The organism is Janibacter sp. Soil728, assembly GCF_001428305.1.
Classification (GTDB): Bacteria; Actinomycetota; Actinomycetes; order Actinomycetales; family Dermatophilaceae; genus Janibacter.
This window is the reverse complement of sequence record NZ_LMRZ01000001.1, coordinates 193273-207984: the sequence shown is the minus strand read 5'-3', so window position 1 is coordinate 207984 and position 14712 is coordinate 193273. Positions and strand designations below refer to the sequence as shown.

The 14712-nt window shown below is 68.0% G+C and carries 17 protein-coding genes; 9 read left to right on the top strand and 8 right to left on the bottom strand.

Going from position 1 to position 14712, the window contains the following annotated elements; all coding sequences use genetic code 11:
* The first annotated feature begins 197 nt into the window (after positions 1 to 197).
* Positions 198 to 920 carry a GntR family transcriptional regulator gene (locus ASG73_RS00970; RefSeq protein WP_055989495.1) on the top strand — a complete coding sequence of 241 codons (723 nt, stop codon included), beginning with the start codon at positions 198 to 200 and terminating at the stop codon, positions 918 to 920.
* A gap of 67 nt (positions 921 to 987) precedes the next feature.
* Here the strand turns inward: ASG73_RS00970 and ASG73_RS00965 are convergent, their stop codons facing one another.
* From ASG73_RS00965 to ASG73_RS00950, 4 genes are read right to left on the bottom strand one after another with little or no spacing between them, the layout of a single operon-like run.
* Entirely contained in the window at positions 988 to 1719 is a 732-nt protein-coding gene (locus tag ASG73_RS00965) for an SRPBCC family protein (RefSeq protein WP_055989492.1), read from the bottom strand.
* A gap of 34 nt (positions 1720 to 1753) precedes the next feature.
* Complete coding sequence (locus ASG73_RS00960) at positions 1754 to 2239, bottom strand: (2Fe-2S)-binding protein (RefSeq protein WP_055989489.1); 486 nt, start codon at positions 2237 to 2239, stop codon at positions 1754 to 1756.
* Entirely contained in the window at positions 2236 to 3096 is an 861-nt protein-coding gene (locus ASG73_RS00955) for an FAD binding domain-containing protein (protein ID WP_055989486.1), read from the bottom strand. Before ASG73_RS00955 ends, ASG73_RS00960 begins: the two co-directional genes overlap by 4 nt.
* Positions 3093 to 5462, bottom strand: coding sequence for a xanthine dehydrogenase family protein molybdopterin-binding subunit (locus ASG73_RS00950; protein WP_055989483.1), 2370 nt, complete (start codon positions 5460 to 5462; stop codon positions 3093 to 3095). Before ASG73_RS00950 ends, ASG73_RS00955 begins: the two co-directional genes overlap by 4 nt.
* A 126-nt stretch (positions 5463 to 5588) precedes the next feature.
* Between ASG73_RS00950 and ASG73_RS00945 the strand changes: the two genes are divergently transcribed.
* The 7 genes from ASG73_RS00945 to ASG73_RS00915 are packed head-to-tail and all read left to right on the top strand — an operon-like array spanning position 5589 to position 11348.
* A complete protein-coding gene (locus tag ASG73_RS00945; RefSeq protein ID WP_082566903.1) occupies positions 5589 to 6674 on the top strand; it encodes a zinc-dependent alcohol dehydrogenase in 1086 nt (361 codons plus the stop codon).
* Positions 6675 to 6708: 34 nt separating this feature from the next.
* Positions 6709 to 7926, top strand: a complete 1218-nt coding sequence (locus ASG73_RS00940) for an aromatic ring-hydroxylating oxygenase subunit alpha (RefSeq protein ID WP_055989476.1) — start codon at positions 6709 to 6711, stop codon at positions 7924 to 7926.
* On the top strand, positions 7923 to 8441 hold the full coding sequence (locus ASG73_RS00935; RefSeq protein ID WP_055989473.1) for an aromatic-ring-hydroxylating dioxygenase subunit beta: 519 nt from the start codon (positions 7923 to 7925) through the stop codon (positions 8439 to 8441). Before ASG73_RS00940 ends, ASG73_RS00935 begins: the two co-directional genes overlap by 4 nt.
* 14 nt (positions 8442 to 8455) lie before the next feature.
* Entirely contained in the window at positions 8456 to 8773 is a 318-nt protein-coding gene (locus ASG73_RS00930; RefSeq protein ID WP_200946636.1) for a hypothetical protein, read from the top strand.
* Entirely contained in the window at positions 8773 to 8958 is a 186-nt protein-coding gene (gene rd, locus ASG73_RS00925) for a rubredoxin (protein WP_055989470.1), read from the top strand. The genes ASG73_RS00930 and rd overlap by 1 nt, the downstream gene beginning before the upstream one ends.
* A 4-nt stretch (positions 8959 to 8962) precedes the next feature.
* On the top strand, positions 8963 to 10165 hold the full coding sequence (locus ASG73_RS00920; RefSeq protein WP_055989468.1) for an NAD(P)/FAD-dependent oxidoreductase: 1203 nt from the start codon (positions 8963 to 8965) through the stop codon (positions 10163 to 10165).
* Positions 10158 to 11348 carry an MFS transporter gene (locus ASG73_RS00915; protein ID WP_082566901.1) on the top strand — a complete coding sequence of 397 codons (1191 nt, stop codon included), beginning with the start codon at positions 10158 to 10160 and terminating at the stop codon, positions 11346 to 11348. The genes ASG73_RS00920 and ASG73_RS00915 overlap by 8 nt, the downstream gene beginning before the upstream one ends.
* Before the next feature lie 17 nt (positions 11349 to 11365).
* Here ASG73_RS00915 and ASG73_RS00910 read toward each other — a convergent pair whose 3' ends face one another.
* The 3 genes from ASG73_RS00910 to ASG73_RS00900 are packed head-to-tail and all read right to left on the bottom strand — an operon-like array spanning position 11366 to position 13436.
* Entirely contained in the window at positions 11366 to 12196 is an 831-nt protein-coding gene (locus ASG73_RS00910) for a carbon-nitrogen family hydrolase (RefSeq protein ID WP_055989462.1), read from the bottom strand.
* Positions 12193 to 13140 (bottom strand): cyclase family protein, encoded by a 948-nt coding sequence (locus ASG73_RS00905; protein ID WP_055989459.1) that lies wholly within the window; start codon positions 13138 to 13140, stop codon positions 12193 to 12195. Before ASG73_RS00905 ends, ASG73_RS00910 begins: the two co-directional genes overlap by 4 nt.
* Positions 13137 to 13436: a Dabb family protein gene (locus tag ASG73_RS00900; protein WP_055989456.1), complete on the bottom strand. Its 300-nt coding sequence runs from the start codon at positions 13434 to 13436 to the stop codon at positions 13137 to 13139. Before ASG73_RS00900 ends, ASG73_RS00905 begins: the two co-directional genes overlap by 4 nt.
* A gap of 95 nt (positions 13437 to 13531) precedes the next feature.
* Here ASG73_RS00900 and ASG73_RS00895 point away from each other — a divergent pair, with 95 nt between their 5' ends.
* Positions 13532 to 13981, top strand: coding sequence for a luciferase domain-containing protein (locus tag ASG73_RS00895; protein ID WP_055989453.1), 450 nt, complete (start codon positions 13532 to 13534; stop codon positions 13979 to 13981).
* On the opposite strand, the gene ASG73_RS00890 is transcribed toward ASG73_RS00895, so the two are convergent.
* The gene (locus tag ASG73_RS00890; protein ID WP_055989450.1) at positions 13978 to 14697 is read right to left on the bottom strand and encodes a DsbA family oxidoreductase; all 720 of its coding nucleotides are present in this window, start codon (positions 14695 to 14697) and stop codon (positions 13978 to 13980) included. The two genes, ASG73_RS00895 and ASG73_RS00890, sit on opposite strands and share 4 nt — an antisense overlap.
* Positions 14698 to 14712 lie beyond the last annotated feature (15 nt).

The window sequence follows — 14712 nt, the reverse complement described above, 5'->3', positions numbered from 1 at the left end:
GGTTGGTGGTGGTCTGGGAGTGGCGCTCTTGGACCACCACCGATTTGCATCGTCCGGTCGCCTGCGCGCTGTGGCTCCCGTATCTTGCGAGAGAACCGCGGTTGATGGCGCGCGTGAGAGACGACGGGTTGGTATACAGACAACTATAGTTGGGATAGTGGGCGGGGGATCCTCCCGGCGACGTCAGGAGAGGAAACATGAGCACACGCAACGAGTTGCGCGGCGGGTCGGGAACGGCTTCACCCCCGACGGTAACTGAATTCGTCACCGAGCAGATTCGCGACCGGATCGTTTTGGGGCAGCTGAAACCTGATCAGCGCCTGTCGGTGTACTCGTTGGCGGAGGAGTTGGGCGTCAGCCGGGTTCCGCTGCGCGAGGCAGTTCGGCAGCTCGAGGCGGAGTCCCTCGTGGTGAACGTGCCACGACGTGGCACGGTGATCAGCGCCCTGTCCGGGAATGACATCCACGACGCCTTTGTCATGCTCAACCGCATCGAAAATCTCGCGGCGGAACGCGCGGCCCTCAACCCCGGTGACGTGGCGCAGGACATGCGTTACTGGCTCGACAGGATGGCGGAGCTTGTCGACCAAGGTGTGCCAGCGGCGTCGCCGGACATGCTGCACGCGCACAGGGCCTTCCACTTCGCGTTGTTCCGCGCCGCCGGCAAGGAGGGCCTTCTGTTCCGACACCTCTGCATGCTGTGGAACACGGCGGAGCGGTACGTCATCAACAGCCGCACCGACAAGCGACTGCACGCGGCGCACTGCGAGCACACAACCTTGACGGAGAAGATCGAGGCCGGCGACGGCGCCGGCGCGATCGAAGCGCTCGAGACCCACCTGAATGCAGCGTGGGAGGCGACCAAGGTCTACCTGTCCTCACAAGACATTGAAGGCTACCCCGAGGATCTGGATCGCTGATCTTCCCCGGGTATGGATCGGCCCCCCAGCGATACATCGCTGGGGGGCCGATCCATACCCGCTCGTGTCAGAGCGGGAAGCGGACGCTGTCCTGACCGGACGGCATGGTGAAGTACCACGGCGGAAGGGGCGCCGACATCGGGGCCGCGGGAGCACCCTTCGCCCGTCCCCACAGGGCACCCAGCACGATGCCAACGAGCCCGGCGCCGAGGACCGGTAGTGCCCGCAGCGCGAGAGGGCCTGCCAGGGCGAGCGCGTTGAGCTCGTTGGACGTACCGGGCGCGGCGACCGCGTGGTCGGTGCGCGCTGCCGGTGCTGCGCCAGTAGGCATCGCGGCGGGGGCCGCGGTGTCCGTGCCCAGCGCCTGTCGTGCGAGGTTGTCGGCGAACTGGTCCATCAGGCGCTGGCTCACGTCGGCGAGGGCGCTGCGCCCGAACTGAGCCAGCTTTCCGGTGATCGTGAGGTCGGTAGTCACCTCCGCCCTCGTGGCCTGGTCACTGACTGGGGCGAGGCGCAGCGTGATCGTCGCTGCCGCCGACCCCTTGCCGCTGCCCTCGCGCCCACTCGCTTCGATGGTCATGACATGTGCCTGGTCGTCCCGGGCCGTCACCGTCGCGGTGCCGGAGTACCCCGCCTTGATGGGGCCCACCTTGATGGCCACGTCACCTTCGTAAGTGTCGTCCGAGAGCGGCCGGACGGTGGCGCCCGGAAGGCAGGGGGCGATCTGGGGGATGTCTCCGAGGAGATCCCAGGCCTGCGAGATCGGTGCCGGGATGTCGAAGGTACTGATGAACTGCATTCGCTGCTCCTAGCGTTTGGATGATGGTGGGGGCTCAGGTCAGGTCGTCGACGGCCATGCCGTCGTCGTTGGCCTTCTGGACAGCCCGAATGATGCCGTTGTAGCCGGTACACCGGCAGATGTTGCCTGCCAAGGCACACGCGACCTGATCGCGGTCCATCTCGGTGCGCCGGCGTACGAGCTCGTAGCCGGTGACCAACATGCCTGAGGTGCAGAAGCCGCACTGGAGGGCGCCTTCGGTCGAGAAGTGTTGGCGCAACCGGTGGGCATCGGCGTCGTCGAGGCCCTCCACCGTGACGACCTCTGCTCCGTCGCAGCTCGCGGCCAGGGTGAGGCACGATCGGACCGGGAGTCCGTCCATGAGGACCGTGCAACTGCCGCACACCCCCTGCTCGCACCCCAAGTGCGTGCCGGTGAGTCGTACCCGGTCCCTGAGGAGATCGGCGAGGGAGGTGCGCGACTCCACCTCGATAGTGCGAGGTGTGCCGTTGACGTTGACCTTCACGGTGACTGTGCTCATGCGGGCACCTCCGGGCTCAGGGCGCGCGAGAGGGCGCGGTGGACGGTTACTGCGTGGATCTGGAGGCGGTGACGTTGCGCCAGATCGAGTTCCGGTACCGAGAGGTCGAGGTCCGCAGCGACCCGGTCGCGAACCTCGCCCAGGGCGGGCACCTGATCTGCCGGGTGGTCCGCCAGCAGGGTCTCAACATGTGCCAGGTTCACCGGGACGTCCTTGGCGGCGCCAAGCCAGATCGAGGCACTTCCCTCGGACACGATGGCAACCGCCATCGACTCGCCGAACTCTCCTTCCTTGCGGTTGGTCTTCTCCAAGGCCCACCGGGTGCTCTTCGCGAAGCGCGGGAGGTGGACCGCGGTGATGAGCTCGTCGCTCTCTAGCGAGGTGGTGAAGAAGCCGTGGAAGAACCCCCGCAGCGGCACCGTCCGCTCGTCCTGAGCGGACCGGACGGTCACGTCCGCACCGATGGCCGTGAGGACAGTCGGCCACTCCGCGGCCGAGTCGGCGTGCGCGAGGCTCCCCCCGACCGTCCCGCGGCACCGGATGGCGCGGTAGCCGATCCCTGCCGCGGCCGTCGTGAGCAGACCCAAACACGGGTCGGGGACGAGGCCGTCCTCGATGGCTTGGTGGGTGATCGCGGCACCCAAGGTGACCGACGTCGTGTCCTCGTCGGCGCCCATCAGGTCGCCGACGCGCGAGATGTCCACCAGGTGGGCGGGCTCGGCCAGCCGCAAGTTCATGATCGGCAGCAGGCTCTGGCCCCCCGCGAGGATCTTCGCGTCGTCGCCGAGCTCGGTGAGCATGCTCACCGCCTCGGAAGCGGTCGAGGGACGGTGGTAATCAAATGCTCCTGGCTTCATGCGTCGTTCCTCTCTCGGTCGGCCACCTGCAGTGCCTGCCACACGCGCTCGGGGGTCACCGGTGTCTCGTTGATCAGTGCCCCGAACTCCCTCAGCGCATCGGTGACGGCATTGGCGACGGCGGCTGGCGGGGCGATGGCGCCGCCCTCTCCCGCCCCCTTCATGCCGAAGACGGTGTAGGGCGAAGGGGTCTCCATGTGTTCGATCTTCAGCTCCGGGACTTCGACCGGTCCGGGTAGGAGGTAGTCGAGGAAGGAGGTGCTCTTGGGCTGGCCATCGTCGTCGTAGACGAGTTCCTCGAGGAGTGCGGACCCCAGGCCCTGGGCGACGCCACCGATGATCTGGCCGTCGACGATCAGCGGGTTGACCACGGTGCCGCAGTCCTCGACGACGCCGTAGTCGAGGAGGTCGACCTCGCCCGTGTCGAGGTCGACCTCGACGACCGCCGCGTGGGTTGCGTAGGTGAAGGCGCCAGTCTGGACCTCGGGTTGGTAGAAGTACGTCGCCTCGAGACCTCCGTCGACATTGGGGACGTGGTCCGGCGTGAAGAGGAACTCTCGCGCCAACTGGGACAGCGAGATCCCACCGGTCTCCCCTACCACCTTGCCGTCGGTGAACGACAGGGTCGAGGCGTCCACCTTCAGCAGGTCGGCCCCGATGGCGAGGACCTTCTCCGCTAGCTGCGACGCTGCCCCGAAGGACGCGCCGCCTGCCATCACCATCGAGCGGGAGGCGAAGGTGCCGTCCCCGCGCGGAGTCAGCGCGGTATCACCGTGGATGACAGTCACCGACGCCGGGTCGATGTCGAAGACCTCGCTGATGACCTGGCCGAGAGTGGTCTCCAGGCCTTGACCGTGACTCTTGATCCCCACGTAGAGCGTGAAGGCGCCGGTGGAGTCCAGGACCAGGCGCGCGCCCTCCTTGCCGATGGTGATGGCCAGCCCTCGTGACGCCCACTCGATGCAGCCGTGGGCCGTTTGCTCGGTGAAGGAGGCGTACCCGATGCCCAGGCGCCGCCGGCCCGAGACGGGACGGTCTGCCTGGCGCCGGCGCCACTCGTCGTGGTCCATCAGCTGTGTCGCCCTGCGGACTGCCTCGGGGTAGTTGCCGCTGTCGTAGACCTTGCGGGCGATAGAGGTGAAGGGCATGAGGTCAGGTGTCACCATGTTGCGCACCCGCATCTCCCACGGCTCGAGGCCCAACTCGTGGGCCAGGTCGTCGATCGTGCGCTCGATGGCGAAGCACGCTCCGGGGCGGGCGACGCCCCGGTACGGGCCGAGGGGTGCCTTGTTGCTCGCGAGGCTGTGCGTGGTGAACCGGTAGTTCTCCAGCAGGTAGGGCCCGGGGATCATCGCTGCCGACATCGACGCGTCCATCGTCGCCGTCCAGGGGTGGACCGAGTACGCGCCTGCGTTCACCCGGATGTCGGCCTCGACGCCGAGGAGGCGTCCGTCGGCAGACGCGTGTGCGGTGATCCGGTACGCGTGGTCACGCGCCTGGGTGGTCGCCACCATGGCCTCCCACCGGTCCTCGATCCACCGCACGGGGTGTGTGACCTGAAGGGCGATGGCGGCGAGCGCCACCTCTTCGGGGTAGATCGAGCACTTCGCCCCGAATCCACCGCCCATGTCGGGCGCGATGACTCGTAGTCGACGGCCCTCGATGTTCAGCAGCTCCGCGAGCATGTCCCGCAGCATGTGCGGTGTCTGGGTCGAGGACCACACGACGAGCTGGTCGATGTTGCGGTCGTAGTGCGCGGCGACCGCTCTCGTCTCCAGCGGGACGACTGCTTGGCGGTTGAGCTTGTACTCGCGGGTGATCGATACCGCGGCCTCGGCCGCGGCGACGTCGACGTCGCCCACCGTTCCCTGGGTCGTCGCGAAGATGTTGTCCGGCCACTCGTCGTGGACCCTGGGGGAGTCAGGGTCCGTGAGGTTCTCGATGTGCACGGCAGCCGGCAGCGCCTCAATGTCCACGTCGATCAGGGCTGCCAGGTCCTCCGCCTCGGCGCGGGAGCCGGCCATGGCGAGCGCGACGGGCTCGCCGACGTAGCGCACCTTGCCCTCCGCGAGGTTGGGTAGGGGGGCCGCGCGGAACCCCGGCAGCGTCGAGGTGGCGGTCAGCGGCAAGGCGAAGGGGGCCAGGTCCTCGGCCGTCCAGATGCGGGACTCGTCGATGCCCTCGGGCTTGGTCACCGCGAGCAGCCGGCCGTGCGCGACCTGGCTGCGCAGGAAGGCAACCTCTTGGACGCCGGGCAGGTCGAGGTCTGCCACGAACTTTCCGCGACCGTGCAGGTGCCGCTCGTCCTCGTGGCGCGGTCGTCGGGCTCCGACCCCGTTCCGACGAAGCCTGGGTTCTTGCCGCATGGGGCCTCCTATGAGTCGCCGAAGTGGCTCTCTGGACCCGATGGGGTGCCCATCCACTTCGATGTTGACAACTGACGAGAACTGTATCACAGTGAATATTGCATTCTATCGACAGGAGAGTTTGAGATGGTGAGAACCAGTCGCGCTGCGGTGCTGTACGGCCCAGGAGACTTGCGCATCGAGGAGCTGCCCCTGCCTGAGATCACGGCGGACGACGGTCTGCTCAAGATCGAGGCAACCGGGGTCTGCGGCACGGACGTCGCGGCATACCACGGGGTCAACCCCTACTACGAGCTCCCGACGGTGCTCGGGCACGAGCTGGTCGGGACCGTGGAGGAGATCGGCGACGTCGCCGCCCGCCGGTGGGGGCTGACGCCCGGTGATCGCATCGTCGTCGAGGAGTACCTGCCATGCGGCACGTGCCGCGCCTGCCTCGCGGGCGCCTACCAGATGTGCGTCGTGCCCAGGTACGGCGGCAAGTCCATCCACGATGGTTCCGGCCTCTACGGCGGGTACGCCGACTACCTCTACCTGCACCCCCAGGCCATCGTGCACAAGGTGTCCCCGCACGTGGACGCCGACCTCGTCCAGCTCTTCATCCCGATCGCCAACGGTCTGCACTGGGCCGGGACGGTCGGCGCCCTGCCCCCCGGCGGCACGGCGGTGATCGTCGGACCCGGTCCGCACGGTCTCTCCTGCGTCGTCGGGGCGGTCGAGCGAGGGGCCGGCAAGGTCATCGTGGTCGGGCAGGAGCAGGACGCCCACCGTCTCGACATCGCCGCCAAGCTCGGCGCGCACCACCTCGTGACGGGCAGCACGCAGGAGGTCCTGGCGCAAATCAGTGATCTGACGAACGGGCAACTCGCGGACACGGTCATCAACGCAGCCGACTCGAGCGCCGCGCTCGAGACGGCGGTCGCCGTCGCTGGCGACTTGGCCACGCTGGTCCAGGTCGGTCTGCCGAAGTCAGGTGGCGGCACGGCCAAGCCGATCCTCGAGGCTCTCAACTCCAAGGTCCTGACAATCCGCGGGGTGCGGGGACGGCCAGCGAGCGTCGTCCCGCCCACCCTGCGCCTGATCGAGTCCGGTCGTTATCCGCTTGAGCTGCTGCTCACCGGGCAGTACACGATCGAGCAGACCGAGGATGCCCTGGCCGGCTCGGGCAGGGACCCCCAGAACATCCGATCCAGCGTGATTCCCGCGCTGAGCTGACGACCCGTCCACACACCACTGCAGGAGCCCTTTAATGAGTGCTGAGCCACGCACGCTGATCACCGACGACTGGGAGGTCTCGGGTGCGATCTACCGGGACCCGGAGATCTTCGACCTCGAGATGGAGCAGATCTTCTCCAAGACGTGGGTCTACGTCGGGCACGAGTCCGAGATCCCCGAAGGGGGGGACTACAAGACCGCTCACATCGCGAACCAGCCGGTCATCGTCAGCCGCAGCTCGGATGACGGTGGCATCAGCGTCATGTTCAACCGCTGCCGGCACAGGGGCTCGGCCGTGTGCCAGCAGGAGACCGGCAACTCGAACTTCTTCCGGTGCTCCTACCACGGCTGGACGTACAGCTCGGCAGGTCGACTCGTCGGCGTCCCCTTCGACGACGGCTACGGCGAGGGCTTCGACAAATCCGCCTTCGGCCTGGTGCACGTGGCCAAGGTCGAGAGCTACCGGGGCTTCATCTTCGCCAGCCTGAGCGACGAAGTGCCGCCCCTCGAGGACTTCCTCGGCCACGCCCGGGTCTACCTCGACCACATCAGCGAGGTCGGTGAGGACGGTATCGAGCTGTCGGCGCAGGGTCACAAGGTCGCCTTCCGCGGCAACTGGAAGCTCCAGATCGAGAACACGATCGACCCCTACCACTTCTCCTTCACGCACCAGAGCTGGCTGGACATCCTCAAGGACCGCAACGACGGCAAGTCCAGCCCCTGGGTGAAGAACGTGCGCACCAATGAGAGCTGGCGTGGCGTCAACCTCGAGAACGGACACGCGGTGCACGAGTACGGCGCCCTCGAGGGAGCGAAGGAGGGGGACTCGCACGCCATCGCCATCGGCGACCTCATCCCGTTCAACCTCAACGTCTTCCCGAGCCTTGCGTTCGTCGGTGCACACCTGCGCCTCGTCGTGCCCCGCTCGGTGGACGAGACCTGGGTCTACCTTTACCCGATCTTCCCCAAGGGTGCCGACGAGGAGACGCGCAACCGGATCCTGCGGGACCACGAGATCTTCTACGGCCCGTCGGGCTTCGGGTCGAGTGACGACATCGAGGTCGCCTTCGACCGGGTCACGCGTGGCCTTGAGGCCACGCGGAGCTCCTCTGACTTCGCCCTGATGCGGCGCGGACTGCACCGAGAGACGACGGACCCGCAGACAGGACTGAAGGTGGGCCGCTCGGCTGACGAGGTACCTCAGCGAGCCTTCTTGGGCCGCTGGCGCGAGATGATGGAGGAGGGCAAGTGACGACGACCGAGACCGCATGGGTGACCTCGACGGACCTCCAGCACGAGATCCAGCAGTTCCTTTTCAGGGAGGCCAGCCTCCTCGACAGCCGGTCCTTCCCGGAGTGGCTCCACCTCTTCACCGCCGACTGCACGTACTGGATCCCCTCGGGTACCGAGGAGGACCCCTCCCGCAAGGTATCCATCGTCTACGACAGCTTCAGCACGCTCACCGAGCGCGTCTGGCGCTTCGAGGGCGGTCTCGCCTTCGCCCAGCAGCCGGCGTCGGTCTCCTCGCACCTCGTGAGCAATGTCGTCGTCGAGGAGGTCGTCCCCGGCGGTCACCCGGACGGTGACCTCATCCGGGTGAGGTCGCGCTTCGTGGTGACGGAGTTTCGCTACCGCGACCAGTACGTCTACGCCGGCTCCTACGAACACCAGCTCGTGCGTACGGCCGAGGGTCTGCGCATCCACGTCAAGCGGGTCGACCTCGTGAGTCGCAACGGCTACCTGGGCAACTTGGGCCTGCCGCTGTGAGCCGGTGAGCGAGCATGAGTGAGTTCCACCTGCTGGGAGACGATGAGCCGGACGCCGAGGCACAGGTCATCGACAACCTGATCGCCGAGATGTCCAACCGTGACCCGTCCCGTCTCGTCGTCCGCAACGAGTTCGCCGTGGTGAGCATCAAGGTGGTCGGCCCGCCGGGGCGCACCCGGCTGCGGATCGAGGATCTGCGGACGCGGCAGACGATCGACCTCGACGCCATCGAGCTCGAGTCGCTGGCCTGGCTCACCCACCGGGACCTGTCGAAGTTCCTGGACCCCAGCGCCACGCGATGGACCAACCAAACACCCGAGATGGAGGACTGATGAGCACGACGATCCTGGGACAGAAATGGATGTGCATGGCCTGCGGCGACATCTACGACCCGGTCGAGGGCGACCCCGAGGGCGGGATCCCGCCCGGCACCGCTTTTGAGGACATCCCCGACTCGTGGGTGTGCCCCGTGTGCGGCGCACGCAAGTCGGACTACGAGCCCTACGACGAGGACTGATCGCATGAGCCAGGACAGCGGCATGCTCATCATCGGGGGCGGGGTCGCCTCGGTGAGCGCGGCCACCGAGCTGCGGGAGCAGGGATACTCCGGCGCGGTGACTCTCGTGACGCGCGAGCTGCACCCGCCCTACCACCGGCCGCCGATCACCAAGGACCTGCTGCGCGGCGATGCACCGGTGGGCGTCGTCCCCGACGACTGGTACGCCGAGCATGACGTCACGCTCCTCACGAGGTCCCCGGTGATGACGCTCGACCTTGAGCAGCGCGTGGCGCGGCTGGCCAACAAGAGGGAGGTCGGCTACGACAAGCTCCTCCTGGCCACCGGGGCGATGGTCCGGCGCCTGCCCGTGGAGGGAGCCACCCTGCCCGGAGTCCACTACCTGCGTGCTCCGCTCAACGCCCAGCACGTCCGCGAGGAGCTCGACGGACCGCGACGGGTCGTCCTGGTGGGGGGCTCCTTCGTGGCCGTCGAGGCCGCAGCCACACTGCGCGCGCTCGGTCACGAGTGCACGATGGTCATGCTCGAGGACCGCTGCCTCGCCACGAGCTTCGGTGGTGAGGTCGCCCAGCACGTCGACGACCTGCTCCGCGCAAAGGGTGTGACGATCCACCACGGCGGCCAGGTCAGCTCCTTCCTCGGGGACGAGCGGGTCACCGCAGTGGCCACGAGCGACGGTCTCGAGGTCCCGGCCGACGTCGTCATCGTCGGTGTCGGTGCCGTCCCGGACACCAAGCTCGCCCACAGTGCGGGCTTGGAGATCGGTGCGAGCCGCGGCATCTTGTGCGACGCCCGGTTGACCACGAGCGACCCTCATGTGTTCTCCGCGGGTGACGTCTGCGAGTACGACAGTGTCCTGCACGGACGGCACGTGCGGATCGAGCACGAGCGGCATGCCGAGGCACAGGGGCGCACGGCCGCCCGCAACATGCTCGGGCACGGCGTGGAGCACACGGAGCTCCCCTACTTCTGGAGCGACATCGCCGACTGGACCAGCCTCGAGTACGTGGGTCTGGCTGGCGACATCGACCAGGAGGTCGTCACGGGCGACCGCGACGGTGACTTCACCGTCTGGCAGTTGAGCCAGGGCCGCGTCGTCGGCGCCGTCACCCGCGGTCGCCCCGAGGACCTCGAAGAGGCGCGAGCCGTCATCACGGAGGGAGCCGAGCTGCCGGCACAGTTGGCCACCGAGCTCGCGCGTGCTTAGCGGGAAGGTGATCGAGTCCGGCCCACGGGCGTCGACCCAGCACGTCGTTCGGGTGGGCGCCCTGCTCGTCGCGGTGTCCGCCGGCACCAATGTCCCGGTGCCGCTGCTGCTGGTCCACCAGCAGCAGCTGGGGCTCACCGACGAGCAGACGGCCGGGCTCTTTGGTGTCTACGCCATCGGCCTGATCCCCGCGGTGCTCGTGGCCGGTGCCATGACCGACCGGTGGGGGGCCCGCAGGGTCGTCCTCACGGCGGGTCTCGTCGCGGCCCTGATCTCCACGGGCTTCGCCCTTGCCGGCTCGTCGGTCGTTGCCCTCTTCGCGCTCAGAGCGGTCCAGGGGGGCGCCGCCGGTGCCGTCTTCGTGTCGGCCAGCGTGTGGATCCAGCAGCTCCTCGCCACCAGGGGGCCGGGGCGAGGGGCCCGGGTCGCGGCGGTGTGCATGAGTGGCGGTTTCGCCGGCGGTTCCCTCGTCGCCGGCCTGTGGGGTGAGTGGTGGCCGTGGCCGGTGCTCGCCCCTTACCTGATCCACGCCGGCGCGTGCGCTCTCATCGCCTGGTGGACTGCAGTCGGTGTCCCAGCCGCGCGCGTCGCATCGGACGGGAGCCGTGCGATGCGCGGTCCCGTGATCCGCAGCGGCGCCCGTCGTCGGGCGCTCCTGGTGGTGGCCCCTCCCGCGCTCTTCGTCTTCGGGTTCCCCGCCACGGCCATCAACGCGGTGCCGCTCGTCGTGGGCCTGCCCGTCGCCGCCGTGGCCGTGACCGGGGGACTGGCTGCGTTGACCCTCGGGTCCGGCGCGGTGGTCTCCACCTGGCAGGCACGCCTGCGGGAGAGAGCGGTGCCGATGGCCGGCCTGCTCGGCGCCATCGGCATGGCGCTCACCGCTGCGGCGACCGTGAACGAGTCGGCCAAGCTCCTGCTCGTTCCTGCCGTCATTGCGCTCGGGTCCGGCGGTGGTCTCGCGCTGTCAGGTGGGCTGGCGCGCATCCCGGACGTGGTCGCGCCGGGCCGGGCCGGCACGGCGACGGCGGGCTTCTACGCGATCGCCTACCTCGGCTTCGGGATCCCGATCCTCGTGACGCGGGCGACGGCGCATCTAGCGCCCGAGTTCAGCTTCTTGATCCTCGGGGGCTTCTGCGTGGTCGTGTGGTTGGCGCAGCGCCCGCGTCCGACATTCACGGTTTGACCCGGGCGCCGCGCACGTCACGTCCGGACGCCGCCACGATCCAGCCGGCCGACGCGGCGGTCGGCGAGGACCGGGAAGTTGTCGCGGGCCGCGCGCAGAACCTCGAGGTCGAGCACGGCGCTCAGGCAGCTTTCGTCACGGTCGAGGGACCCGACGACCCGGCCCATGGGGGCGACCACCTGGCTGTGACCACCCATATCCAGCCCACCGTGGGCCCCGGTGACATTCACTTGCACGACCCAGGCCTGGTTCTCGAGGGCACGCGCCCGGCCGAGCAGCTGCCAGTGCTCACGCCGTGCATCCGGCCACGACGCCGGGACGAGGAACACCTCGACGCCATGATCGACATACGCGCGGAACAGCTCCGGGAAGCGCAGGTCGTAGCAGGTGGCCAGGCCTATGGTCGTGCCGCCCATGTCGAAGGTCGCCAGTTCGCTCCCCGCCTCGAGGAGCAGCGGTTCCCCCTCGCCGAAACCGAAGCGGTGAATCTTGCGGTAGACGGCGCGTAGCGATCCGTCCGGACCGAGGACGACGGACGTGTTCCACAGGTGCCTTCCATCAGCGCCCGCCTCGATGCTCCGCTCGATGAACGACCCGCCGTGCAGGGTCACCCCGAGTTCACGTGCGAGATCGGCCAGCCGTTGGACGTGCGGCCCGTCGAGAGGCTCGGCGGACTCGTCCCAGCCCGCGGGGGAGAAGGCCCCGTTGGACCACAGCTCCGGCAGGACGATGAGGTCGTGATGCCGATGGGCCCGGACCAGCTCGCTGGTCCGGGCCCATCGTGCGTCCGGGTCCTCGTCGTCGACGTGGGCGACCTGGATTGCTGCAACCTTGAGGTCGGTGCTCAACGCCCGTCCCTCAGGGGGAGGGCCAAGGGGCGAAGGGGGGTTCCCGACGCCCCGCGTAGGCGGATCGGTGAGCCGATGAAGCAGAACTCGTTGACCGCGTTCGCCGCCAGTTCCTCGAGGTTGGCCAGCTCGATCATCGGCACGCCGGCCTCGGTGAGGAAGTGGCCGTGGCCGGGCAGCCAGTTGTCCTCGTGCTGGGAGGGTCCGACCTCGACGCACTCCTGGTCAGATCCGATGGTGCTGATGCCCTGGGACGTGAGCCAGCGCGCTGCCTCCAGGCTGAGGCCGGGAGGGTTGCCGAGCGTCTTGGTCCCGTCGGGCCAGTAGCGCATACGACCGGTGCGGATCAACGCGACGTCGCCCTCCTCGAGGGTGAGGCCCACCCGCTCGAGGGCTTCTTGGCAGTCCTCCACGGTGATCGGGTACGAGTCGTCGAGGCAGTCGACGCCCTTCGTCGTGGCAATGTCGATGAGGACACCCCGGGCGATCATCGGGGGGATGCGCTCGGCGCCACCCTTGGTCCAGGCCCTGCTGCCGAGGTTCTCCTCGGCGCTGAAGCCGTTGTAGATCTTGCCGTCCACACCGAAGTGGTTCAGCGCGTCGATATGGGTCCCGGTGTGGGTGTACATGAGGATCACATCACCCGAGTAGCAGACGTGACGGTTGATCTCTTCGCCAGCGCCATTGAGGTTGTCGACGAGTGTCCCGTTCGGGGTGTGGCTCATGTAGATCTGGTAAGCGGGATCGCCGGCGGCCTGGAAACTCGGCATCCCGACGAAGTAGTCGACGCTCAGGTCGTAGACCGTGGAGGCGTCGACGCGGGCCATGATCGAGACCTGGCGCTCGGGAGTCAACGTGTTGAGGGCTCCCAGTTCGTCGTGGGGGCCGTACGGGCTGATCCCGACCTGGATGTTGGCGAGTCGCTGGTCGGCTGTGGTGCTCACTTGTCCTCCTTCAGGAAGTCGACGACGACCCGGCCCTTGACCTTGGGCAGCAGCTTCTCGACGAGGACGAGGTGGGCGGGGTGGTTCGAGTACGCCTCGAGGTCCCCCCAACTGTCGAAGTCGGTGATGAGGACGCCGTCCCACGGGTCCCCGTTGTCGTTCGGCTCGCCCGCGTGTGCTCCGATTTCGAAGTAGCGGATCATGTCGACCTCCTTCGAGAAGTCGGTGAGCAACTGGATGACCTCGCCGCCGTCGGCGTCGTCGGCCACCTGCCAAGCGAAGACGTGTCGAATCATGAAGACCTTCTCCTTGTGTGAGGTGAACTACTAAAGATAGAATACTGAATCTCATCTGCATGTCTACCCCCGTCCGTCGAACAAGGAGTGCTCTGGTGACGATCGAGCTCCCGAATCGCGTCGGCGAGGCGCCCCACGTTGTCGGTCCGGCGCCGCACGGCCAGCGCAGCCAAGTGGCCCCCGTGATGCTCCAGGAGGAGCTGTGGTCGCGGATGCGAGCCCTGCCGTATGTCTTCATGGCCCCGACGCTGGTCTCGGTCCCGCACTCGCGCGCCCTGCACCTGCCCGAGGGCATCGGCTCGAGGGACCCGGCGGCCTTCCAGGGCGGACGCGAGTTCGCGCACGTCCACCCACACTCCGACAGCAGCTTGCACCTGATGGTGGAGCAGGAGTTGATGGACGTGGTCGAGCGGTCCGGGTGGGGGGTCCGTCACCCCGCGCAGCCTCCGGTGCTCGTGTATGGCCCCCGCGATCGGCAGGAGCTCGAGGTGGTCTGGTGGCTCGTGCAGCAGTCCTGGCAGTACGCCATGACGCTGGGCAGCTAGCCGCCGTCCACCACCGCGGAGGTCTCGCCCAGCAGGTCGTGCGCCCACGACGTCTCATAGGCGGTGAAGTGGGGCAGCCCGCCGTCAGTCGGCGGCGCGGTCCAGTTGTACGTGACTCCCGGGTTGTGCAGGGAGGTGCCCTGCGCGGTCATGATCTGCGGGCTGCCCTGGACGGACTCGTCATGGGAAAGCATCCACTGCGCGTACACGTCTGCGCGGGCGCTGCCACAGTGCAGCGCCTCCAGCAGTGCCTCGACGTTGACCTCGTCGCACTCCCGTGCGGACCGCTCGACCTCCGACAGGATGCTGATGCAGCGATGATCGTGGTACATGGCCCGGCGTAGAGCCGCGTCCAGTTGGTCACTGGCTGCGAGCCCGCCTACATCGGGGGCCTTCGCTGCCTGGACGGCTTCCATGGCGAGCAGTGTCGTCACTGGGTAGGTCGCCTGGTCGCGATCCCACAGTCGTAGGCCCACGCCCGGGATCCGCGCGCCTATGGCCACGATCTCCGCGTCCAGGACCAGCTTGGGAGTGGGCCGGGCGTTGTAGAGCTCGAGTGGGAAGGCTCGGTGATCGACGAGCAGGGGCTGGCGCTTCGTGGCCGCCGTGGTGCGCAGGGTGTGCAAGGCGAGCGTCGCCCACGGGCAGCCGATGTCGGACCAGACGGTGATGACCCTCGGGTGCTGATTGCAGAAGTCTTCAGGTGTCCGTGTCATGGCCCAAGTCTAGGG